22 protein-coding genes and 1 pseudogene are annotated in these 22,513 nt (G+C 67.4%); 16 read left to right on the forward strand and 7 right to left on the reverse strand.

Annotated elements, in window-relative coordinates; all coding sequences use genetic code 11:
- A pseudogene (locus ACFPZL_RS02770) lies at positions 1 to 299 on the reverse strand (hypothetical protein); the annotation flags it as partial.
- 91 nt (positions 300 to 390) lie between these two features.
- Here ACFPZL_RS02770 and ACFPZL_RS02775 point away from each other — a divergent pair.
- Positions 391 to 747 (forward strand): YrdB family protein, encoded by a 357-nt coding sequence (locus ACFPZL_RS02775; protein ID WP_218116171.1) that lies wholly within the window; start codon positions 391 to 393, stop codon positions 745 to 747.
- A gap of 19 nt (positions 748 to 766) precedes the next feature.
- On the opposite strand, the gene ACFPZL_RS02780 is transcribed toward ACFPZL_RS02775, so the two are convergent.
- On the reverse strand, positions 767 to 1,354 hold the full coding sequence (locus tag ACFPZL_RS02780) for a YqaJ viral recombinase family protein (protein WP_218116170.1): 588 nt from the start codon (positions 1,352 to 1,354) through the stop codon (positions 767 to 769).
- A 131-nt stretch (positions 1,355 to 1,485) separates the two neighbouring features.
- Between ACFPZL_RS02780 and ACFPZL_RS02785 the strand changes: the two genes are divergently transcribed.
- Positions 1,486 to 2,208 (forward strand): response regulator transcription factor, encoded by a 723-nt coding sequence (locus tag ACFPZL_RS02785; protein ID WP_218116169.1) that lies wholly within the window; start codon positions 1,486 to 1,488, stop codon positions 2,206 to 2,208.
- A 245-nt stretch (positions 2,209 to 2,453) separates the two neighbouring features.
- Here ACFPZL_RS02785 and ACFPZL_RS02790 read toward each other — a convergent pair whose 3' ends face one another.
- Positions 2,454 to 3,728: a flavin-containing monooxygenase gene (locus ACFPZL_RS02790; protein ID WP_218116168.1), complete on the reverse strand. Its 1,275-nt coding sequence runs from the start codon at positions 3,726 to 3,728 to the stop codon at positions 2,454 to 2,456.
- 292 nt (positions 3,729 to 4,020) lie between these two features.
- Complete coding sequence (locus tag ACFPZL_RS02795) at positions 4,021 to 4,941, reverse strand: LysR family transcriptional regulator (RefSeq protein WP_218116167.1); 921 nt, start codon at positions 4,939 to 4,941, stop codon at positions 4,021 to 4,023.
- 154 nt (positions 4,942 to 5,095) lie between these two features.
- Between ACFPZL_RS02795 and ACFPZL_RS02800 the strand changes: the two genes are divergently transcribed.
- The 12 genes from ACFPZL_RS02800 to ACFPZL_RS02855 all read left to right on the forward strand — a co-directional run bounded on the left by ACFPZL_RS02800 (position 5,096) and on the right by ACFPZL_RS02855 (position 18,386).
- A complete protein-coding gene (locus ACFPZL_RS02800) occupies positions 5,096 to 5,521 on the forward strand; it encodes a RidA family protein (protein WP_218116166.1) in 426 nt (141 codons plus the stop codon).
- A gap of 10 nt (positions 5,522 to 5,531) precedes the next feature.
- Positions 5,532 to 6,209 carry a DUF1028 domain-containing protein gene (locus ACFPZL_RS02805; RefSeq protein WP_382334670.1) on the forward strand — a complete coding sequence of 226 codons (678 nt, stop codon included), beginning with the start codon at positions 5,532 to 5,534 and terminating at the stop codon, positions 6,207 to 6,209.
- A gap of 8 nt (positions 6,210 to 6,217) precedes the next feature.
- Positions 6,218 to 7,399, forward strand: coding sequence for an amidohydrolase (locus tag ACFPZL_RS02810; protein ID WP_382332590.1), 1,182 nt, complete (start codon positions 6,218 to 6,220; stop codon positions 7,397 to 7,399).
- A 39-nt stretch (positions 7,400 to 7,438) separates the two neighbouring features.
- On the forward strand, positions 7,439 to 8,929 hold the full coding sequence (locus ACFPZL_RS02815) for an aldehyde dehydrogenase family protein (protein WP_218116163.1): 1,491 nt from the start codon (positions 7,439 to 7,441) through the stop codon (positions 8,927 to 8,929).
- A 219-nt stretch (positions 8,930 to 9,148) separates the two neighbouring features.
- Positions 9,149 to 10,585 (forward strand): aspartate aminotransferase family protein, encoded by a 1,437-nt coding sequence (locus tag ACFPZL_RS02820; protein ID WP_218116162.1) that lies wholly within the window; start codon positions 9,149 to 9,151, stop codon positions 10,583 to 10,585.
- Positions 10,586 to 11,198: 613 nt separating this feature from the next.
- Positions 11,199 to 12,545 (forward strand): APC family permease, encoded by a 1,347-nt coding sequence (locus ACFPZL_RS02825; protein WP_236022117.1) that lies wholly within the window; start codon positions 11,199 to 11,201, stop codon positions 12,543 to 12,545.
- An 80-nt stretch (positions 12,546 to 12,625) separates the two neighbouring features.
- Complete coding sequence (locus ACFPZL_RS02830; RefSeq protein WP_218116161.1) at positions 12,626 to 13,213, forward strand: TetR/AcrR family transcriptional regulator; 588 nt, start codon at positions 12,626 to 12,628, stop codon at positions 13,211 to 13,213.
- A gap of 200 nt (positions 13,214 to 13,413) precedes the next feature.
- Positions 13,414 to 14,670 (forward strand): cytochrome P450, encoded by a 1,257-nt coding sequence (locus ACFPZL_RS02835; RefSeq protein ID WP_218116160.1) that lies wholly within the window; start codon positions 13,414 to 13,416, stop codon positions 14,668 to 14,670.
- Between the two features lie 55 nt (positions 14,671 to 14,725).
- Positions 14,726 to 14,923 (forward strand): ferredoxin, encoded by a 198-nt coding sequence (locus ACFPZL_RS02840; protein WP_218116159.1) that lies wholly within the window; start codon positions 14,726 to 14,728, stop codon positions 14,921 to 14,923.
- On the forward strand, positions 14,920 to 16,149 hold the full coding sequence (locus tag ACFPZL_RS02845) for an NAD(P)/FAD-dependent oxidoreductase (RefSeq protein ID WP_382334672.1): 1,230 nt from the start codon (positions 14,920 to 14,922) through the stop codon (positions 16,147 to 16,149). Before ACFPZL_RS02840 ends, ACFPZL_RS02845 begins: the two co-directional genes overlap by 4 nt.
- Before the next feature lie 158 nt (positions 16,150 to 16,307).
- Complete coding sequence (locus tag ACFPZL_RS02850) at positions 16,308 to 17,723, forward strand: purine-cytosine permease family protein (RefSeq protein WP_218116157.1); 1,416 nt, start codon at positions 16,308 to 16,310, stop codon at positions 17,721 to 17,723.
- Between the two features lie 69 nt (positions 17,724 to 17,792).
- A complete protein-coding gene (locus ACFPZL_RS02855; RefSeq protein ID WP_218116156.1) occupies positions 17,793 to 18,386 on the forward strand; it encodes a TetR/AcrR family transcriptional regulator in 594 nt (197 codons plus the stop codon).
- A 130-nt stretch (positions 18,387 to 18,516) separates the two neighbouring features.
- Here the strand turns inward: ACFPZL_RS02855 and ACFPZL_RS02860 are convergent, their stop codons facing one another.
- The 3 genes from ACFPZL_RS02860 to aspS form a co-directional block, all read right to left on the reverse strand.
- On the reverse strand, positions 18,517 to 18,942 hold the full coding sequence (locus ACFPZL_RS02860; RefSeq protein ID WP_218116155.1) for a type II toxin-antitoxin system VapC family toxin: 426 nt from the start codon (positions 18,940 to 18,942) through the stop codon (positions 18,517 to 18,519).
- The gene (locus ACFPZL_RS02865; protein ID WP_236022116.1) at positions 18,939 to 19,175 is read right to left on the reverse strand and encodes a type II toxin-antitoxin system Phd/YefM family antitoxin; all 237 of its coding nucleotides are present in this window, start codon (positions 19,173 to 19,175) and stop codon (positions 18,939 to 18,941) included. The genes ACFPZL_RS02860 and ACFPZL_RS02865 overlap by 4 nt, the downstream gene beginning before the upstream one ends.
- A 93-nt stretch (positions 19,176 to 19,268) precedes the next feature.
- Positions 19,269 to 20,612 (reverse strand): aspartate--tRNA(Asn) ligase, encoded by a 1,344-nt coding sequence (aspS, locus tag ACFPZL_RS02870; RefSeq protein WP_218116154.1) that lies wholly within the window; start codon positions 20,610 to 20,612, stop codon positions 19,269 to 19,271.
- Between the two features lie 180 nt (positions 20,613 to 20,792).
- Here aspS and ACFPZL_RS02875 point away from each other — a divergent pair, with 180 nt between their 5' ends.
- Both ACFPZL_RS02875 and ACFPZL_RS02880 read left to right on the forward strand, forming a co-directional pair.
- Positions 20,793 to 21,650: a transporter substrate-binding domain-containing protein gene (locus ACFPZL_RS02875; protein WP_218116153.1), complete on the forward strand. Its 858-nt coding sequence runs from the start codon at positions 20,793 to 20,795 to the stop codon at positions 21,648 to 21,650.
- A 100-nt stretch (positions 21,651 to 21,750) separates the two neighbouring features.
- Positions 21,751 to 22,513 (forward strand): amino acid ABC transporter permease (locus ACFPZL_RS02880; RefSeq protein WP_382334675.1); only part of this gene is annotated, 763 nt, incomplete at its 3' end.

Genomic DNA, 22,513 nt, shown 5'->3' on the forward strand with positions numbered 1-22,513 from the left:
CCGGCGCCACCGGCGACGCCGCTGACCGCGCCGATGGCGGCCGCGCCACCCGTCGGGATGCCGGCTCCGGTCGCCGCGAAGGCGGCGAAGCCGAAGATCGCGGTGAAGGCTGCGATCGTGGTGAGGCTCAGCGGGCCGTCGCCGAAGTCGAAGAAATCGAAGATGCCGTCGAGCAGCACCGAGAGGAGGAGCAGGACGGCGCCGACGATGCCGATGACGAGGAAGACGCTGCCGGTGAAGAGGGAGCCGTCGAGGAGCCGGTCGATCCAGGCGCCCTGGGCGATGGCCGCGTGCGGCATGACAGCCTCCTCACTCTCGTCGTGCTGGGTTCAGTCTAGCCAGCACCCATCGCCGGCCGGTGCCGCGCTCGGCCGCCGGTAGACTGAGCGGGTGAACGAGACCGCACCCGCCGGCCGCCCCGGTCAGACCCTGCCTGCGCTTCGCGGCCTCTGCCATCTGGCGGCCGTCATCCTCATCACGCTCTGGGCGCTCTTCGAATGGCCATTGCCCTGGCCGGGATTGCTCGCCGGCGCAGGGTTCCTGGTGCTCTCGATCGTCGTGTGGGCGCTCTTCCTCTCGCCGCGGCCGATGCTGCACACCGATCGCTTCGGGCAGGGGCTCGTGGAGCTGCTGCTCATCGCCGGTGCCGTCGGTGCGCTGCTCGGGCTCGGCGTGGCGTGGCCGCTGGCGCTGCTCTTCGGCCTGCTCGCGGCCGTACTCGGCTACTTCGACGGCGCCCGTCGCTGAGAAGCGCCGCAGGTCCGGATCAGGAGCTGCGGGCGATCAGCGTGTCGATGAGGCGCCCGGCCAGGCCGACGAGCTTGGCGATCTCGTCCTCGTCCCGGTCGATCCACCGGCATTCCGGGTCGCCGACGGGCACGAAGTCCTCGTGCCGCTCCCAGACCATCAGCGTGCGCTCCGCACCGAGCACGTACTGCTGCCACCAGACCTGTCGCAGGTAGTGGCGCGGGATCGTGCGCCAGGCCTTGTTCGTCGTCTTGATCTCCGCGAGCTCGAGCCGGCCGCCGCCGCGTTCGGCCAGCCCATCGGGTGTGGCGAGGTGGCGGACGTCGCTCGCGGCGTGGAACAGCGCCGAGCTCGGCGCGATCCCGTGCTCCCGCAGCACCCACGCGGCGATCTCGGGCTCCCGCGCTTTGCCGTGCTCGGTGTAGACGTTCCCGCTGAAGCGGCTGCCGTGGAGCTTCTCCCGGGCTGCGGCGTCGATCGAGCGCGGCGTCGAGAGCTTCGCGACATCGGTCGCGGTGATCCCGCGGGCTCGCGCGCGCAGCCACGCCATGCGGTCGTTGCCGTCGACGACGATCCGCCGCTGGTAGTCGGGTGCCGCGCCATTCATCGCCGTCCATTCTCGCACCGGTGCGGCCGGCGGTGCTTCGCCCGCGCCGCGCCGGGCGGATCCGGCGACGCTCAGGGTGAATCGCCGAAGATTCAGCCACCGCGGAGGTCGGCGGGGAATACTTGATAGATATGGGGAGAGAAATTCACAACGCGAGCGCGAGAAAACTGCGTGCGCTCATAGTGGACGATGAGGAATCCATTCTTCAGCTGGTCGCGATGGCGCTTCGCTACGACGGCTGGGAGGTGGAGAGCGCCGCGACCGGGGCGGAGGGCCTCGAGAAGCTGCGGAGCTTCAAACCCGATGTCGCCGTTCTCGACATCATGCTGCCCGACTTCGACGGTGTGCAGCTGCTGTCCCGCATCCGTGGCGAGGGGTACCTCGTTCCGGTCCTGTTCCTGACCGCCCTCGATTCGGTCGACGACCGGGTGAACGGCCTCACCGCGGGCGGCGACGACTACATGGTCAAGCCGTTCAGCCTCGAAGAGCTGATCGCCCGCCTGCGCGCCCTGGTGCGCCGTGCGCAGCTGCTGCAGGACGAGCAGCCCGATCCGATGCTGCGCCTCGGCGATCTGATCCTGAACGAGGACAGCTACGAGGTCGAGCGCGGCGGCGATCTGATCGAGCTGACGACGACCGAGTTCGAGTTGCTGCGGTATCTGATGCGGAACCCGCGCCGGGTGCTGTCGAAAGCGCAGATCCTCGACCGCGTGTGGAGCTACGACTTCACCGGGAAGCCGAGCGTGGTGGAGCTCTACATCTCGTATCTGCGGAAGAAGATCGACGACGGTCGCACCCCCATGATCCACACGGTGAGGGGCGCGGGCTACATGATCAAGGCCGCCGAGAAGTAACCTTCTCCGGCACGTCGGATGGTGAGTGAGGGCGAACGCATCGCGTTCGCCTGTAGCCCGCGGCGCGGCCACTGCCGCGGTCTATGGAGGCGGCGCAGTGCGCCGCCCGGGTGGCGGGCTACATGATCAAGGCCGCTGAGAAGTGACCTTCTGATCAAGGCCGCCGAGAAGCAGGCGGTTCCTTCGTGCGAAGAACGGCTGAGGGGCGGACGCGATGCGTCCGCCCCTCAGCCGTTCCCGCGGCGTCAGACGATGCGCGCGGCCGATCCCTCATAGGTGAGGTACGAGCGCTGGATGCCGATCTGGTCGGCGACGAAGCGCGCGTCGTGCCAGACGCCCCAGATGAAGGTCGAGCCGCGACGGGACTGCCAGGGCAGCCCGAGGAAGTAGACGCCGGGCTCCTTCGAGACGCCGCGCTGCTGCACGGGCCGGCCGGCGGCGTCGAAGGCGTCGACCTCGAGCCAGCCGTAATCCTGCCGGAACCCGGTCGCCCAGACGATCGACGTGATTCCCGCCTCGGCGAGGTCGAGCTCGTGGATGGGGTTCGTGACGCACTCGGGGTCGGGGCCGAGCACCTTCGCCTCGGGCTCTTCGGGCAGGTCGAGGCCGTTGCGCTCGATGTAGGCGTCGGCCTCGGCGAGCACGGAGAGGTAGTTGGCGTCTCCGGCGCGGATGTCTGCGGCGAGGTCGGGGCCGAAGCGCATCACGCCGTTCTCGTAGGCCTCGGCGCGGCCGGTGAGCACGATGCCGTTCGCAGCGAGATCCCGGAAGTCGATGGTCTCGCCGCCGCGGGCCCCGCTCACCGCGATGGTGACGTGCTCGGCGCCTGCGGCAGGGGTCGCCATGTCCCACAGGCCGAGCACGCCCAGCCACCACACGTTGTCGCGTCCGCGGTAGCGACGCGGCGGGCGGTCGTGGGCGCCGACGGCGAGGTGGACCTGACGGCCCGCGCGGCGGAGTTCGTCGGCGATCTGCACGCCGGAGGATCCGGCGCCGACGACGAGCACGCCGCCCTCGGGCAGCTGCTCGGGGTTGCGGTAGCCGCTCGAGTGGATCTGGTGGATGCCGGCGCTCTCGGGCACGACGGGAGGGATGCTCGGCACCTGGAAGGCGCCGGTCGCGGAGACGACGTAGCGGGCTTCGATGACGCCGTCCGAGGTCTCGACGCGGAACCCGGGGCGACCGTCGAGTCGGCGCACCGAGCGGACCTCGACGCCGGTTCGGACGGGAGCGCCGATCTTCTCCGCATAGGCCTCGAAGTATTCGGCGACACGGTCCTTCGGGGCGAAGGCGTCGGGATCCTGGTCGTCGAAGGCGAGGCTGGGGAAGCGATCGTGCCAGGCGGGCCCGTTGGCGACGAGCGAGTCCCAGCGTTCGGTGCGCCAGCGCTCGGCGATGCGGTCGCGCTCGAGCACGATGTGGGGCACGCCGTCGCGGCCGAGGTGCTCGCTCATGGCGACTCCGGCCTGGCCGCCGCCGACGACCACGACTTCGGTGACCTCTGGTTGTTCGTTCGGCATGTGTGTCTTCCCAACTGATTCAGGTGAATGGCGTGCGACGCCCCGTGAAGCGGCTCCGGATCGTGGCGTCGTTGCCGACTGCGCGGTCGATGCGATCCGGGCTGTGCACCAGCAAACCGCAGGTGGGGTAGGGAATGCCAATACGTGTTCGCGGTCCAATTCATCACTTGAATGGATGATCAACGCAGAGAGCATCGACAGAATGCATGCAATGAGTCGGGCGTCACCGGCGATCGGCGGTGCGTCGACCGTGCTGCGGCGGCTCAGGGTCGATGGGTCGGGTCGCCGGGACTCACTCGGGGAACGGCTCCGCGAGGACCTCGCGCACGGTGTCGGCGACCACGCGGGCCCGGGCGGAGAACTTCACCTGCGAGAGCGAGGCGACGATCACGGTGAGGCTGGGCACGCGATCAGTGATCTCGACCGTCACGGTGCGGCGACCGGTGTAGGTCTCCACGGTGCGGGGGCGCTGATTCAGGATCGAGAATCCGAGCCCGGACGCCACCATCGAACGCACGGTCTCGTAGTTCGAACTCCGGTACTTGAGTCGCGGCGTGACACCCGCCTGGAAGAGCACGTTCAAGAAGTAGTCGCGGCTCCCGGGCAGGTCGAGCAGGATGAACGGCTCCTTCGCCAACGCGGCGAGGGTGATCCGCTCGTTCGCGGCGAGAGGGTGGTCCGCGGGGAGGATCACGTGCGCCGTCGCCTCTCCGACCACCTCGTGCGAGACGCCCTCCGCATCGGTGAGCTGGTAGTTGATGGCGAGCTCGGCGCGACCGCCGCGCAGCGCGGAGAGGTTCTCCTCGTAGTCCCCTTCGATCACCTCGACCACGAGCTCGGGATGCTCCTCCTGCAGGCGTGCGATGAGCTTGGGGATGAGGAACGGTGCGAGCGTCTGGAAACAGGCGATGGTGATGGTGCCGCGGATGCTTTCCTGATCCTCCCGCAGCCCCTCGATGGCGTCGGTCAGCTGCCCGAAGAGGTGGTGCGTATCGCGGAGCAGACTCTCGCCCGCAGGGGTCAGGACGAGGCCCTTGGAGTGCTGCCGGATGAAGAGCGAGACGCCGAGGGAGCGTTCGAGGTTGGTGATGGCCGTCGACACGGCCGATTGCGCCACGTGCAGATTCTGGCTGGCGACGGTCATGTTGAGCGTCTTCGCGCATTCGGCGAAGTAGGTGAGCTGGGTGAGGGTGATCGAGAAGCGTTGAACCATGGCGTCCGCCTTCGCTCGCGGTGCGGCACGAGTCGGTGCTCGCACCGCATGAATCGATGAATCTGATCGGGTAGCTAACTTTTAACTATTTTACAGATGAGGGTTCGCTCCCGACAATTAGGGCTAGACAATACTCACTCGACGAGGAGGCATCGTGACGGAGACCACTCATGTGCGGCTGCGGAAGTTCAACACCAAGGAGACCTACCCGGAGCAGAATCTCGATAACGACCTCTGCCAGGCCGTCGTCGCGAACGGCGTCGTCTACCTGCGCGGCCAGATCGGGCAGGATCTCGAGACCCGCGAGTCGGTCGGCATCGGCGACGTTGTCGCCCAGACCGAGCAGGCGATGTTCAACATCGACATGCTGCTCAAGGAAGCCGGCAGCAAGCTCGCCGACATCGTGAAGGTGACCATCTACATCATCGATCCCCGCTACCGCGAGGACGTGTACCGCACTGTCGGCAAGTGGTTGAAGGGCGTCTACCCCGTCTCGACCGGCATCGTGGTACAGGCGCTCGCCCGCCCCGAGTGGCTCGTCGAGATCGATGCGACGGCAGTCATCAGCGAGACGGAGTAGGGGCGCAGCCATGACCTTCTCCCTCATCCTCCGCGACCCCGAGACCGGTGAGTTCGGCTCGGTCATCTCGTCGTCGTCGCCCGCGGTGGCGGCGCGCTGCGTCAACCTCGCCGACGGCGTCGGCGGTGCGCACTCCCAGAACGTCACCGATCCGCGCCTCGGCCCGAAGCTGATCGACCAGCTGCGCGCCGGCCGCTACGCGCAGGCCGCGCTCGACGCGGTTGTCGCAGGCGCCGACCCCGCGACCATCGACTACCGCCAGCTGCTCGTGCTCGACAACGCGGGCCGCGCAGCCGTCTTCTCGGGCGATCGCGCGCTCGGCAACTTCGGCGACGCCCTGCGCGAGAACGCCGTGGCGGGCGGGAACATGCTCGCGAGCCTCGACGTGCTCGACGCCCTGGTCGACACGGCGCTCTCGGCCACGGGCCGCATCGAGCAGCGCCTCTACGCCGCGTTCCAGGCGGCCGTCTCCGCCGGTGGTGAGGAGGGCCCCGTGCACTCGGCCGGCCTCTCGGTCGTGGGCAGCGCCGGCTGGCGCATCACCGATCTCCGCGTCGACTGGAGCGACGACCCGATCGGTGACCTGGGCCGCGCCCTCGACGTCTGGCTGCCCCAGCGGGACGACTACGTGAGCCGCGGGCTTGACCCGTCGGCCGCGCCCTCGTACGGCGTGCCGGGTGACGAGTAGTGGTCGCCGTGACGGACGAGCTGAAACAGCGGATCGCGGCGCGCCGTGAGCGCGCCGACGCCCAGCTCGTCGAGCTTTCGAACCGGCTGCACGCCGACCCCGAGCTCGGCTGGCAGGAGCATCGCTCCTCCGCTGCCGTGGCCGCACTGCTCGCCGAGCACGGCTTCGCGATCGAGCAGCCGTACCTCGATCTGCCCACCGCATTCCGCGCCACCTTCAACGCTGCGGACCCGGACGCCGAGGCACCCGGTGCTGCCGCCGCGGGTACCGGTGGCTCCTTCACCGTCGGCTTCCTCGCCGAGTATGACGCTCTTCCGGGCCTCGGTCACGCCTGCGGGCACAACCTCATCTCGGCGATGTCGGCCGGCGGCGCGATCGCACTCTCCGAGGTCGCGGTCGAGCTCGGCCTGACCGTCGAGGTGATCGGCACGCCCGCGGAGGAGGGCTACGGCGGCAAGATCGAGCTCCTCGAACGCGGGGCGTTCCAGGAGCTGGATCTCGCGCTGATGGCTCACCCGGCGCCCGTGGACGTCGCCGAGGCCGAGCCGTTCGCCGTCGCGCATTGGCACATCCGGTACGACGGCAGGGCGGCGCATGCCGCGGCCTACCCTGAGCGCGGCATCAACGCGAACGACGCGTTCCTCATCGCGCAGACCGCGATTGCGCTGCTGCGTCAGCAGTTGCCGAAGGGCGTGCGCGTGCACGGGGTGCAGACCCGCGGCGGTGAAGCCCCGAACGCGATCCCCGAGCGGACCGAGGGTCGCTGGTACGTGCGGGCGGAGACCACCGAGCAGCTGCTCGAGCTCGAGCAGCGCGTGCTGCGGTGCTTCGAGGCCGGCGCGCTCGCGACCGGCGCCGAGCTGACGGTCACGCCCGAGGGCGGCCGCTACTCGGAGATGCGCACCGACGTCGACGCGCAGGAGCTCTACCGCGCGAACGCGATCGCGCTCGGCCGCGACTTCGATGTCGACCCGGTCGCCGCGGCGATGAACCGCGCCTCGACCGACATGGGGAACGTGTCGCTGATCGTCGACGCGATCCACCCCTACATCGGGGTCGGCGGCGAGGCCAGCAACCATCAGCCCGCCTTCGCCGACGCCTGCGTCGGACCGATCGCCGAACAGACACTGCGGGATGGAGCGACCGCTCTCGCCTGGACGGCCCTCGACGTCGCCCTGCGCGGTCGCTGAGCCGTTCCCGAATCACACGAAGAAGAGGAAGACTACGACATGTCACGCACATACGAGGAGTGGAAGGCGGCCGCAGCGGCGCTGGAACTCGACGGCCGCCCGTTCATCGACGGACGTCGGGTGGAAGCAAGCTCAGGAGGCACGATCCCGAAGACCAACCCGGCGACGGGAGAGGTGATCTCTCAGATCGGGGACTGCCGCGAGGCCGACGTCGACCTGGCCGTCGCCGCCGCGCGCCGCGCCTACGAGTCGGGGGAGTGGGCCCGCGCCGGTGCGGGCTTCCGCCGCGAACGCCTGCTCGAGCTCGCCCGCCTCATCGAGACGCGCTCCGATGAGTTCGCGCTGCTCGAGTCGCTCGACATGGGCAAGCCGGTCCGCGAGTCGTCGACCATCGACGCGCCCGGATCCGCCGCCCTCTACCGCTTCTACGGCGAGGCGATCGAGAAGCTCGAGGATCTCATCCCCGTGACCCCGCCCGGTTCGACCGCGCTCGTCACCCGCGAGTCGCTCGGCGTCATCGGCGTGATCGTCCCCTGGAACTACCCGCTCGAGATCGCGACCTGGAAGGCGGCACCGGCGCTCGCCGCGGGCAACACGCTGGTGCTCAAGCCGCCGGTGGAAGCGTCGCACTCGGCGCTGCTCCTCGCCGAACTCGCCGTCGAGGCCGGCATCCCCGCCGGTGTGCTCAACATCGTCACCGGCCGCGGGTCCGTCGTGGGCAAGGCGCTCGCCCTGCATCACGACGTCGACATGCTCGCCTTCACCGGATCGACCGAGGTCGCGAAGCAGCTGCAGCAGTACGCCGGCCAGTCGAACATGAAGCGGCTCGCGCTCGAGGCGGGCGGCAAGAGCTCGAATCTCGTCTTCGCGGACTGCGACGACCTGGAGCTCGCCGCGCAGAAGGCCGCCTTCGGCGCCTTCTACAACCAGGGCGAGATCTGCTCGGCGAACTCGCGCATCTTCGTGGAGCGCTCGGTGTACCAGGAGTTCCTCGACCTGCTCGCGCAGGCTTCGCAGTCGTATCTGCCGGGGGATCCGCTCGATCCCGCCACCGGCGTCGGATCCCTGGTCTCCGAGTCCCACGCCGACGGCGTCTGGGCGACGATCGAGAACGCGCGGCGCGACGGCACGATCGTCGCGGGCGGCAGGCGGCCGGAGATCAACGGTTCGACGGCGTTCATCGAGCCGACCATCGTGACCGACGTGGCACCGGATCATGAGGTCCACACGCGTGAGATCTTCGGCCCGGTGGCCGTCGTGACGCCGTTCGACACCGAGGAGGAGGCGATCGCGAAGGCGAACGAGACCGAGTACGGTCTCGCGGCCTCCGTGTGGACCGGCAGCCTCGCCCGTGCGCATCGCGTCTCGCAGCGCCTGGTGGCGGGCACCGTCTCGGTGAACACGGTCGACGCGCTCGGTTTCACGACGCCGTTCGGCGGGTTCAAGCAGTCGGGCTACGGGCGGGATCTCTCGATCCATGCGCTCGAGAACTACACCGACTACAAGACCACCTGGATGCAGTGGGGGTGAGCCGCCGTGCGGTGCGCTGCGGCGCACCCGACGTGCCAGCGCACCTGGGTGTTGTCGGGTGCGCGCCGCTGCGTGCTCGTGTGCAGCGGTAGATCGAATTCTCAGATGCAGTCGATGGCTTTCTTCTGTTTTACAGGGTGAACGGGGTCGCCGAGACTGAGATCAGACCCAGATCCGGTCGATGACGACAGGTCGAAGACGACAACGAGAGGAACCACCATGAACGCGTTCGAAGAGACCGCAACCGTGACCGATGAGGCGCCCGACGTGCCGAGCGGCCTTGCCGAGTTGGCGAAACGCCACCTGGTGATGAACTTCACTCCGGCAAGCAAGTATCGGGACGACGAGCTGCCGGTGTTCGTGCGCGGCGAGCACTGCTCGGTGTTCGACGAGAACGGCCGCCGCTTCTTCGACGGCCTCGCGGGCCTGTTCTGCGTACAGCTCGGCTACACCCACGGCGCTGAGGTCGGTGACGCAGTCCGCAACCAGCTCGCCGCCCTCCCGTACCAGACGACGTGGAGCGTCGCTCATCCGCCGGCCGCGCTGCTCGCCGCGAAGATCGCCGAGCTCGCGCCGGGCGACCTGAACCGCGTGTTCTTCGCCTCTGGCGGCGGGGAGTCGAACGAGGCCGCGATCAAACTCGCGCGCCAGTACCATCAGACCCGCGGCGAGGGCACCCGCCACAAGTTCATCGCGCGTCGCGTCGCCTATCACGGCACCAGCTTCGGCGCGATGTCGCTGAACGGCATGACCGCGGTGCGGTCGATGTTCGAACCGCTCATGTCGGGCGTGCGCCACACGCACAACACGAAGCGCTACCGCCGGCCGGAGGGCGAGACCCCGGAGCAGACCACCGCGTTCCTGCTCGGCGAGCTCGAGTCGCTCATCGTGCAAGAGGGCCCCGAGACCATCGCGGCCATCATCATGGAGCCGCTGCAGAACGCCGGCGGCAGCCTGACCCCGCCCACGCCCGAGTATTTCACCGGCGTGCGCGCGCTCTGCGACAAGTACGGCATCCTGATGATCGCCGACGAAGTCATCACCGGCTTCGGCCGTTTGGGCGAGTGGTTCGGCTCGATCCACTACGGCTTCCAGCCCGACATGATCGTCTTCGCGAAGGGCATCGCGTCGGCCTACATGCCGCTCGGCGGCATCATCGCCTCCGACGCGATCATCGAGACGATTCTCGACGGTCCGGTGGGCATGTTCAACCACGCGCTCACCTACAGCGGGCACCCGGCCGCATGCGCGGCGGCGCTCAAGAATCTCGAGATCATGGAGCGTGAGGGCGTCGTCGAGAACGTCGCCGAGCTGAGCCCGTACCTCGGCGAGAAGCTCGGCGAGGTGGCGAAGAAGCACGCGAAGATCGTGGGCGATCTGCGCGGCGACGGCTTCCACCGCAGTTTCGAGCTCGTCACCGACCACGCCGGCAAGCGTTGGGCGGCGGAGCCGATCGATGCGGGTGATTTCGTCGGCGAGCACCTGAACCCGGCGCTCGCCGAGGCCGGCCTGATCTGCCGTGTCGCGATCGATGCCGAGGGCAACCCGCTCGTGCAGGTCTCACCGCCGCTCGTCATGACCCGCGGCGACATCGACGAGTTGGCCGACCTGCTCAATCGCGCCTTCGGCCTCGCGACTGCGAGCGCCGGGCTGTAGCGCCGCGCGTACCGCACCGGAGCGGAGGCCCGTCGCGGGAACGCCGCGGGCCTCCGCTCCGTCGGAGTTCTCGCTCACGATTGCGCGGAGAGACGCAGATTCTGAGGCTCTTCTGCCAGAGGGGGCAAGTTTCGGAGCCAATCGCCGAACGCACGATCAGTGCGCGACATGCCGATCCCCTCATCGGGTATCAACCTCCTCGACTGCCTCGCCCTGCGTGCGGGGTACTCCGACGTTCCGGGCATGTTCCCTCTCGATCGCGGTACGTGCGGCAAGTGGGACCGCACCGGACTGCCGAGCAACGAGATCAACGAGGTGCGCGTCGCGCGCACGATCCTCGGCGGTGCGACCCTGCACCACGACTCGCCCTCGACTGCGTCGCATCGCCGACACGCGCGAGAACGATCCCGAAACCCGGCCGCTCTGATCGGGTTTCGGGATCGCTTGCATCTGGAGAAATTATTGCGGAGGTCCGACGCACCGGTCATACTGAATATTGAGTCAGTCTTCAGTTGCTTCCTGGAATTCTCCGTCGGCGCCCCACGTGCACCGGGCAGACTGTGCGACACGAGGGCTGATTCGTTCACTACGACGAAGTAGGAAAGGAACCATCGTGACCACAGAGACCGCCGCGCGACCTCCCCAGACGGAGGCCGGCTTCAAGCGATTGCTCGGGACCCCGTCCCTGCTGATGTTCGGCATCGCCTACATGGTGCCGCTCGCGGCTTTCACCACATACGGGATCGTCGTGCAGCTCACCGAGGGCAAACTGCCGCTCGCCTATCTCATCACGCTGGTCGCGATCCTTGTCACGGCTTCGAGCTACGGCAAGATGGTGCGCATCTACCCGAACGCCGGGTCGAGCTATGCGTACGCCACGCGCTCGTTCGGTGCGAAATTCGGCTTCGTGGCTGGATGGAGCACCCTGATCGACTACCTGCTCCTGCCGATGGTGTGCTACCTGCTCATCGGCATCTACATGGGCGCAGCGTTCCCCGCGATTCCGGTCTGGATCTGGATCGTGATCTCTCTCGTCGCGACGACCGCCATGAACATCATCGGCATCAAGGTGGTGAACGGGGCCAACTTCGCGCTGCTGGCAGTGCAGTTCGTCTTCATCGCCATCTTCCTCGTGCTGGCGCTGACCCGGACCGAGGGGCTGGCGCCCGACGCATTCATCGAGCCGTTCACGCTCGAGGGTTCGTCGATCGGGCAGGTGGTCGGCGGTGCGGCGATCCTCTGCTTCTCCTTCCTCGGGTTCGACGCGATCTCGACGTTGGCCGAAGACGCGAAGAATCCGAAGGTGACCGTGCCGCGGGCGATCATCCTGGCCCCGCTGATCGCTGGCACGGTGTTCATCGCCGTGAGCTACGCGGGCCACCTGGTGTTTCCCGAGTGGCAGAATTTCACCGATGTCGATGCGGCGGCGCTCGATGTGATCGGTGCGGCAGGCGGCAAGGCGATGACCGCCTTCTTCACGGCCGCCTACGTCGCCGGGTGCTTCGCCGCGGCGCTCATTTCGCAGGCGAGCGTCGCCCGGATCCTCTTTTCCATGGGTCGTGACCGTATGCTGCCTCAGAAGGTGTTCGGTCGGCTCAGCGCCCGCTTCGGGTCACCGGTCTGGAGTCTCCTGATCGTCGGCGCTGTCTCCTTGCTCGCCATCGTGCTGAGTCTCGACTTCGTGAGCTCGGTGATCAGCTTCGGTGCGCTCGTAGCCTTCACCATCGTGAACATCGCCGTGATCAAGACGTATGCGATCGATCGGAAGGGCGGCGCGGTCAAGGTGGTGAGCCACATCGTCGTGCCGCTGCTCGGCGGTGCGCTCACGCTGTGGCTGTGGACGAGCCTCTCCGGCCTCGCCTTCGTGACGGGCCTGATCTGGATGGGCATCGGGTTCCTCTGGATCGCCTGGAATACCCGTATGTTCACGCGCCCGGTGCCCGAACTGCGAGATGTCTGAACCGGCGACCGCGCCCGAGCACCGGTCCGGCGGGGGTTGCCGGCCCTCGCAGCACCGTGCACGGGCGGTAGATTGGGGGCATGGAGCATGGCGCAGCAGCCCAGAAGATCGTCGAGGCATCGTGGCGAGCCATCGCCAGAGCCGGAGTACGGAAGTTCCGAGTCAGCGACGTGGCCTCCGACGCCGGTGTCTCGGTCGGGCTCGTCTACTACCACTTCACGGATCGCAACGGACTGCTGCGTGCGACGATGGAGTACGCGAATCGGATGGCGTTCGTCGCAGAGTCGACCTCGGAGGGCGAGCCACCCGCGGTCAGCGGCTTCGAGCAGCTTTCGGCGCTGCTCTTCACCGACATGGCGGGCACCGACACCAGCCGCGACAATGCCGTGGTCTGGTATGAGATCGTGGGGGAGGCGCTCTTCGAGGACGAGATCCGGGGGCAGGTGGCTGCGACGATCCAGGACTGGCAGCAGCACGTCTTCGGGGCCATCAGGCAGGGGCAGGGCGACGGTTCGGTTCGGGCCGATGCGGATGCGGTAGTCACCGCGCAGATCCTCACCGCGCTCGTCGACGGACTGCTCTCTCGCCTCGCGATCGATTCGCTCACGTGGGATGCGGCGAGGGCATCCCTCCGAGTCGCCATGGAGCGCCTGCTGCTCCCGGTCTGATCGGGGCCGCCGGTCGCCGTGCTCGGTGCACGGTCGGGTATCGACTGGCGTCGAGGGGTACGGTCCGCTCCGCCTCGTACATGCGCATAATTAGACTTGACTGAATGTTCAGTCAGTATTTATCATCATCGTAGCTCTCTGCGCGGCACTGGAATGCGCCGGTGCATATCGAGACAGCGACGTCGCGAAAGGACGTAACCATGAATCAGTCAAACGAGACTCTGCGCAAGGGATCGTTCCGTGCAGACCTTCTGACCCGGGCCGAACCCGCGAGGAACGCGTTCGACATCGTCGCCGACATCCCGCTCGCCGAACTCGAGGCCGATCCCTATCGCTTCTACGGATGGATGCGCGAGGAGTGCCCGGTCGTGCATGTTCCCGAGACCGGCCGAGTGCTCGTGCTCACTTGGGAGCTCTGCCGCGAGGCAGGCATCAACGATGCCGTCTTCGGACCCACTCACGACATCCACGAGTTCGTCTATGGAGAGGGCAACCTCATGATGCTGAAAGGCGAGGAGCATCGCAAGCTGCGCGCCGCGGCCAACTCTCCGCTCCGCCCCAAGCAGACGATGGGTTATCGGGACAAGATGCGCGAGGCCGTCCGTGGCCACCTCGAGCGGATGCGCCCTCTCGGCTCGGCCGACGCGGCTCGCGAGATCTTCGAGCCGATCTGCATGCGTGTGGTCGGCGATATCGCCGGTTACGGAGACGTGGACGACGAGACGCTGACACGGTGGCTCCGTACCCTCGCCGCACGGTTGGTCGACTACGGTCGTGACCCCGAGGTCGATCGCGCGAGCCGGCAGACGAAGAACGAAATCCGAGCCTACCTCGAAGCGCGCCTCCCGGATCTCGACGAGACGCCGGGATACACCGTGCTCGGTCACCTGCGTCGGGATGGAATGCGCGAGGGCGAAGTGCGCAGCGCCGAGCAGCTGCAACCGACCGCGGAGGTGCTGATCGTCGGCGGATTCCAGGAGCCCGCCCATCTCGTGGCGAGCACACTCTACGGACTGCTCTCGCATCCGGAGCAATGGCACCGGTTCATGGAGGATCCGGCAGCGCACGCGCGCTCGGCGATCGAGGAAGGACTCCGATGGCTGCCGCCATTCGGGATGACGGAGAAGCTCACGACCGAGGAGGTGGAGCTCGGCGGAGTGGTGATCCCCGCGGGCACCGAGATCGCGATGGTCATCGGATCCGCGAACCGGGACCCCGCGCGCTTCGAACGACCCGATGAGTTCGATATCGCCCGAGAGGATCGTGACAACGTCTCCTTCGGTTTCGGATCGCATTTCTGCATCGGCCACAACGTCGCCCGCACGCTCGGAGAGATCATCCTCAGCGAGACGATCGAACTGCTTCCGAATCTCCGGCTCGACCCGGATGCCGAGGTGCTGGTGAGCGGATGGCAGGCGCGAGGTCCGCAGCGACTCCCGGTGCGCTGGGGTGCATGAACCGCGCACCGCGACGGCAGTGCGCGGAGGAAGGATACGAGAGGAAGAGTCGGAGATGAAAATACAGATAGATCGAGGCCGCTGCACCGGTATCGGGATGTGCGAGGCCATCAGCCCGGACTATTTCGAGGTCGATGACGACGGTGTGCTGCAGCTGATCGCCGGAGAGGAAGTCCCGGAAACGGCGGTCGACGAGGTGAACGAGGCGATCCGAGCGTGCCCGAAGGCGGCGCTGAGCTGGAGCGCATCATGACGCGCGCGTCGGAGCGACTCGTCATTGTCGGCGCTTCGCTTGCCGGTCTGCGGGCTGCCGAGGCCGCGCGTGCTTCGGGATTCAGCGGCGAGATCGTGCTCATCGGGGAGGAAAAGGAGACGCCGTACGACCGGCCCTTCCTCTCGAAGGAGTTCCTGGAGGAGGGCGAGGCCCCCGAACCCGTGCGGATCGCCTCGACCGAGGCGATCGCCGAGCAGGGCATCCGCATGATGCTCGGCGAACGGGCGACGGCGCTGGACGCCGGGAACCGGACAGTGGTCACGGATCAGGGCGAGCACCGATACGATTCCGCGGTGATCGCGACGGGATCCGGGCCGATCCGGCTGCCCGCGGCCGAGGGGCTTCCCGGTGTCGTCGCTCTGCGCACGTTAGAAGATGCTCGTACTGTGCGTGACGCGCTTGATGCAGAAGCGCGAGTTGTCGTGATCGGTGGCGGCTTCATCGGTGCCGAGGTAGCTTCCGGTGCGAGACGCCGAGGCCTCGATGCGACCATCATCGAGGCAGCGGACGTGCCGCTGGTACGAGCGGTGGGCGCTGAGATAGGCGGAGTGCTTGCGGAGTTGCACGGCCGCCACGGCACCGAGCTGCGTTGCGGAGCCGGCGTGACCGGGTTCGTCGGAGACGAGCAGGTCGAGGCCGTCGAACTCGCCGGCGGCGAACGGATCGCTGCTGACCTCGTAGTCGTCGGGATCGGGACGCGCCCCGCGGTCGGCTGGCTGGAAGGCAGCGGCATCGAAATCGAGAACGGGGTCGTGTGCGACGCGACGCTGAGTACGAGCGACCCGCACGTCTACGCGGCCGGCGATGTCGCGAACTGGTGGAACGGTCTCTTCGGCCGTACCATGCGGATCGAGCACTTCACCGCGGCCGCGGAGCAGGGCGCCCGCGCCGGTCGGAACGCAGTCGCCGGGCGGGGTTCGCAACAGGTGTACGAGACCGTCCCCTACTTCTGGTCTGACTGGTACGGCAGCCGGATCCAATCCGCAGGGGTGATCACCACCGACTTCGAGGTAGTCTCGGGCGATCTCCGAAGCGATCATTTCGTCGTCGTCTACCGCGACGGTGAACGGCTGTCGGGAGTGCTCACGTTGAACGGCCAGCGGCACATCATGAAGTACCGTCGCATGATTGCCGATCGGGCGTCGTACGAGCAGGCGCTCGACTTCGCCGCATCGAGGAACAGGAGGGTCGTTATGGGCGCATGATCAGGTAGGAATCTCGTGAAACGATGGTAAAGAATAGAATCTTCGCTCTAATAGATCCACTGCATACACAAAGACTGTTCGCTATCCGGCGGGAATTGCTCTTCTCTAGTAGCTGACGCGCATCGCGCGCTCAGCGAAGCCACTCGAAGGAGAGAGCAATGTCCAACGAACCAGCGACGGTCACGAAGTCGTTCGTGCAGTTCGAGCAAGAGCACATCATGCCGATCCCGGAGAACAAGCGCACCGGCACCAACTGGTCGATCTTCGCGATCTGGGTGAGTCTCAACATGATGCCGCTCGCCGTCGTCACCGGCGCGGTCGCGAGCGGGTCGTACGGCCTGCCCGTCGGCTGGAGCATTCTCGCGATCGTCGCCGGCAACGTGATCGGCGCGTTCGGCGCCGCGCTGCACGCCTCGCAGGGCCCGCACCTGGGCGTGCCCCAGATGCTGCAGGCGCGCGCCCAGTTCGGCTACCTCGGGGCGAGTCTCTTCGCGCTCATCGCATTCATCATGTTCATGGGCTTCTTCGCGAGCATCCTGATCGTGGCGAAGGACTCGCTGGCCGTGGTGCTGCCCGACTTCGACGGCACGCTCGCCATCATCATCTTCGCCGTCATCGGCGTCGTGCTCTGCGTCTTCGGCTACGACCTGCTGCGCAAGACGATGACCTGGCTGTCGATCATCATCGGCGTCGCCGTCGCGGTCTCGATGATCATGTTCTGGGCGCAGCCCGAGGTCGTCACCGCGCGCGACGATGCCGCGTTCAACGCCGAGGGCTTCTTCACGATGCTCGCGATCGGCGTCGTCTGGCAGCTCGCCTACGCACCCTACGTCTCGGACTACACGCGCTACCTGCCCAAGAAGTCGGGCCCGAAGACGGCGTTCTGGAGCACCTACCTCGGCCTCATGCTGAGCTCGGTCTTCGTCATGTCGCTCGGCGTGCTGCTGGGTGCCGCGAACCCCGACAACCCGCTCTCGGCACTCGGCGACTACCTCGGCCCGATCGGTCTCATCGTGCTGCTGATCTTCGCGGTGAGTTCGGCCCTCATCAACGGCGTCGAGCTGTACTCGGCGGTGATGAACGGCCTGACCGTGCTGCAGTCGAACTTCAAGGTCACCGTCACCACGAAGGTCCGCGTGTGGACGACGATCGTCTCGGGCGGCGTCGCCACGCTCATCGCGATCATGGGGCAGGGCGACTTCATGGCGAACTTCGAGGCGTTCCTCACGCTGCTGCTCTACGTGCTCATCCCGTGGTCGGCGATCAACCTCGTGGACTACTTCATCGTGCACAAGGGCGAGTACGCGATCGCCGACATGTTCATGCCCGACGGCGGCCGCTACGGCAAGTGGAACGGCGTCGGCCTGTGGAGCTATGCGATCGGCCTCGCCGCGCAGGTGCCCTTCATGATCACGCCGCTGTTCACCGGCCCGATGGCCGAACCGCTCGGCTTCATCGACATCGCCTGGCTGGTCGGCTTCGCCGTGACCGCGATCGTGTACCTGGTGCTCGTGCGCACCGTGGGCGCGAAGCGCGAGGGATCGGTGGAGAACTCGGTCGCCGACGAGGCGTAGCGGACGGCAGCGCCCGGGCCGAGGAGGCTCGGGCGCTGCCGTGCGCAGCGGGCGATGAGATTTGATCTCATGCAGCACGGTGAGGCCGCCCGGAGGATCGTCGAGGCGTCATGGCGCGCCATCGCCAGGGCCGGGATACGGAAGTTCCGTGTCACCGACGTCGCTTCCGATGCCGGAGTCTCCGTGGGGCTCGTCTACTACCACTTCACCGACCGCAACGGTCTGCTGCAGGCGACTATGGATCATGCGAACCGGATGACCGCGATCGCCGGAGGGATCCCGGATCAGGATGGGCGGCGATCCGATGGTTGCGGGTTCGACCGACTCGCCGAGCTGCTGCTGGCCGACATGTCGGGCACCCCCACGATGCGGGACAACGCGGTGGTGTGGCAGGAGCTGATGGGAGAGGCGCTCTTCGAAGCGGGGATTCGCGACGAGGTGAACGCGACACTCGTCGACTGGCAGGAGAACGTCCGTTCCACGATCGCGGACGGGCAGGCGGACGGGTCGATCCGATCCGACGTCGACGCCGAGACCGCCGCGCGCGTCCTCACCGCGCTCGTCGACGGCCTGCTCTCGCGGATCACGATCGGCTCCCTCTCCTGGGATGCCGCAGGTCTCGCGTTGCGCTCGGCGATGGACGGGCTGCTGCGCCCGGCGTAACCTGCCGCGCCGGTAGACGCTTCAGGATCGGCGACGCTCGAGGGTGGGGGCTTCGGTCTCCGCTCTCGAGCGTTCGTGCTCATGCCGTCCGTGTTGCTACCAGGGACGGCGAGGATTCGGCAGACACGCCTCAGTCTTCCGGCTCCCTGCGCGGTCGGCGAGGCGTGCGGACGTCGAGCCCGTCGATGCCGGCGAAGTCGTCGGGGTTCAGCGTATACACCGGAAGCCCGCGTGAGATCGCCGTCGCCGCGATGAGCGCGTCATAGGCGCGGGCCGACCTCTTGCGCCCCGTTGCGCGGAGGGAAGCCGCCACCCTGCCGAACGCCCGAGCGGCGTCGGCATCGAGAGGAATCGGATCGAAGCTCGCCTCGACCGCCTGCAGGCGCACCTGGCGGTTCGCGCGGGTGGTCTCGTCCGTTGCGGCGAGCGGGCCGGCCGAGAGCTCGGCGAGCGTCACTGCGGTGATAGCCGGGAAGAGCGGCAGTGTGCTCGGATCCTGATGCTCGAGGGCGATCACCACGGAGGTGTCGAGGATGCCGTCATGCTCGGCGGTCACAGCGACGGATCCAGAATCTCATCGATGTCCCGGCGCAGCTCGGCGGCGTCGATCGGAGGCAGCTGCTTGAAGCGCTCGACGAGCTGCTCCGCGTTCAAGGGGAGCCGCGGCAGCGGGGTGACCGCGGCGACGGGGGTGCCGTCCTTCGTCACGGTCAAGGTCTCGCCCTGCCCGACGCGCGCGAGAACGGCCGCGCTGTTATTGCGCAGATCGCGCACCGTCACCGCCTTCATGGCCTCAGTGTATCACCGGTGATACATGGCGTCGAGACGCGAGATCCCGTCCGGCTCGCCACGGCCGAGAGCTCCTCGCGCAGGCGCGTCGGCCTACGGCAGCAGGCGGTTCGGCCCGCGGAAGAGGTAGGTGGTCTCGCGGATCGACGACTGGCCCAGCATGAGCATGAGCACGCGGTTCAGGCCCATGCCGAAGCCGCCGTGCGGCGGCACGCCGTAGCGGAAGAAGTCGAGGTAGAAGCCGAGCTCCGCCGGGTCCATCCCCTTCTCGACGGCCTGCGCCTCGAGCACCTCGATGCGGTGCTCGCGCTGAGCGCCGGTCGAGATCTCGACGCCGTGGTAGATGAGGTCGTAGCTGTTGGTGAGCGACGCGTCGCCCTCGTGGCGCATGTGGTAGAACGGGCGGATGGACGCGGCGTAGTCGGTGAGGAACACGAAGTCGTACCCGTACTTCTGCTTGACGTGCGCGGCGATGCGGCGCTCGCCCTCCGGGTCCATGTCGGCGTCGGCGCGGGGGATCTCGTAGCCCTCGGCCTTCACGATCTCCTTCGCCTCGGCCAGCGGGATCCGGGGGAAGGGGCGCGACGGCACCGCGAGCTCGACGCCGAAGAGCTTCTGGATCTCCTCGCCGTGCTTCTCCTCGACGGCGGAGATGCCGGCGACCATCAGCTCCTCGTGCAGGTCCATCACGTCGACGTGGGAGTCGACCCAGCTGATCTCCATGTCGATCGAGGTGAACTCGGTGGCGTGGCGCGACGTGAACGAGGGGTCGGCGCGGAAGGCCGGGCCGACCTCGAAGATGCCGCCGAAGCCGGCGGCCTGCGCCATCTGCTTGAAGAACTGCGGGCTCTGCGCGAGGAACGCCTTGCCCTCGAAGTACTCGACCTCGAAGAGCTCCGCGCGCGATTCGCTGGCCGAGGCCATGAGCTTCGGCGTCTGGATCTCGATGAGGCCGCGGTCGACCCACACCTGGCGCAGCGCGTGCAGGAAGGTGGTCTGGATGCGGAACACGAGGTTCTGCTCCGGCCGCCGCAGGTCGAGGAAGCGCCAGTCGAGGCGCACGTCGATGCCCGAGTCGTCGGCGACCGGGTTGTCGGGCAGTGCAGCCGTGACGACCGAGATCTCATCGATCTGGATCTCGACGCCGCCGAGCTTCACGCGTTCGTTGTGCTGCAGCTCGCCGCCGACGGTCACGAAGGTGCCGTGGGTCAGCTCGCTGATGGTGCGGGTGCGCGGCACGAGGATGTCGGATCGCGGATTCTCGGGATCCGGTTCGCGCAGCACCCCGCCGTTCACCAGCTGCACGGCGCCCGATTCGTCGCGAAGCACGACGAACTGCACGTGGCGCTGGTCGCGCACCTTCTCCACCCATCCGGAGACGCGAACGGGGCCGTCTTCGCGAGCGGCCAGATCATTGATCAAGACACGATCCTGCATCCGGCCAGTCTACCGGCGTCGGCGGCGTCGACCGGACCGTTCGGCGCCCGGGAACGCCGGCCACGGGGCAGGCGAGTGCCGAATCCTCGCAGCATAACACGAAACAATGTGACACATTCTTTTTCCTTATAAGTTGATGGTTCTAGTCTTCTGGATGTCTTCCCACGAAAGGACCCGACCATGACCCGCCTCACCCGGACGACCGCCGCGCTCGGAGCGCTCACCATCGCCGCGCTCGGACTCAGCGCCTGCGCATCCGGCGGGGGCGCCGAAGCCGCGGAGAGCGCCGGGGCCGAAACCCTCGTCGTCGGCACCAGCGGTGCGGTCAAGCCCTACACCTTCTACGACGAGGACGACAACCTCACCGGCTACGACATCGAGGTGCTCAAGCTCATCGACGAGAAGCTCGACGATGTGGCCTTCGAGTTCCAGGCGACCGACTTCCCTGGGCTCTTCCCCGCGCTGGACGCCGGGCGCTTCAACATCGTCGCCAACAATCTCAGCACCACCGAGGAGCGCCGCGAGAAGTACGACTTCTCAGACCCCTACATCGAGGCCGTCTTCGGCATCGTGCAGCAGACCGGCAAGGGCGTCGCCGGCCTCACCACGATCGACCAGCTCGCAGGCAAGCGCACCTACGGCACCCCTGGCCTGAACTACACGAAGATGCTCGAGGCCTACAACGAGGCGAACCCCGACGCCCAGATCGAGATCGAGTACACGGAACTCGAGCTCCAGCAGCAGTTCCAGGGGCTCGCCACGGGAGCGGTCGACTTCATCTTCTCCGAGCAGGTCGTCTTCACCGGCTACGGTGCCGACGCCGGCCTCGACGTCGATTTCACCCAGCTCGACAGCGACTACCTCGTCGACACCTACGGCACCAACCTCTACTCGGCGTTCGCCTTCTCCCGCGCCACGGATCAGAGTGCAGTGATCGAGGAGATCAACGGCGCGCTCGGCGAGCTGATCGCCGACGGCACCCTCGCGGAGCTCAGCGCCGAGTTCTTCGGCGGCATCGACGTGACGCCGCGCAGCTGAGCACGGGCGGCGGGGCGCCCCCTTCGCCCCGCCGCACTCCGTCCTTCGCTCTTCGCTTCTCGCCCCGCACTGCTCCCGGATCACCCGACCACGGAAACGCATGAACATCATCGACTTCGGCGCCATCGGCGACTACGCGATCGCGCTGCTGCCCTACGTCCCCGTCACGCTCCTGCTGAGCGTGGTCGCGACGGTGCTGGGCACCGCGATCGGGCTCGTCATGGCGCTGATCAAGCTCGGCCGCGTCCCGGTGCTCAGCCAGGTCACGGCGGTGCTCGTCTCGTACCTGCGCGGCACGCCGATCCTGGTTCAGCTGCTGCTCAACGTCAACGCCGTGCCGATCGCGATCCTCTATCTCAACCACAGCCTCGGCACCGACCTCGACGCCCTCGCGCTCTCGCCGTTCGTCGTCGCGGCGCTGACCTTCGCGCTCAACGAAGCGGCTTACAGCTCGGAGTCGATCCGCGCCGCCCTGCTGTCCGTCGACCGCAAGGAGATCGAGGCCGCGCAATCGCTCGGCATGACGCCGTTGCAGACGCTGCGCAGGATCACCATTCCGAACGCCTCCGTGGTCGCCTTCCCGACGCTCGTCAACAACTTCATCGGGATGCTCAAGGCCTCCTCGCTCGCCTTCGTCGTCTCCGTCATCGAGATCACCGCCTATGCGAAGATCGTCGGCGGCCGCGACTACCGCTTCTTCGAGGCCTACCTCGCCACCGCGATCATCTACTGGGCGATGACCGTCGTCATCGAGCAGATCGCCCGGATCGTGGAGCGGCGCATGCAGCGGCCCCGACCCGGCCGTGCGGTGCGCCCGAAGGGCGGGGAGCCCGTCGGGGATCCGGCGGCCGCGCGGACTGCGG

The organism is Leucobacter soli (assembly GCF_042659205.1).
Lineage (GTDB): Bacteria > Actinomycetota > Actinomycetes > Actinomycetales > Microbacteriaceae > Leucobacter > Leucobacter soli.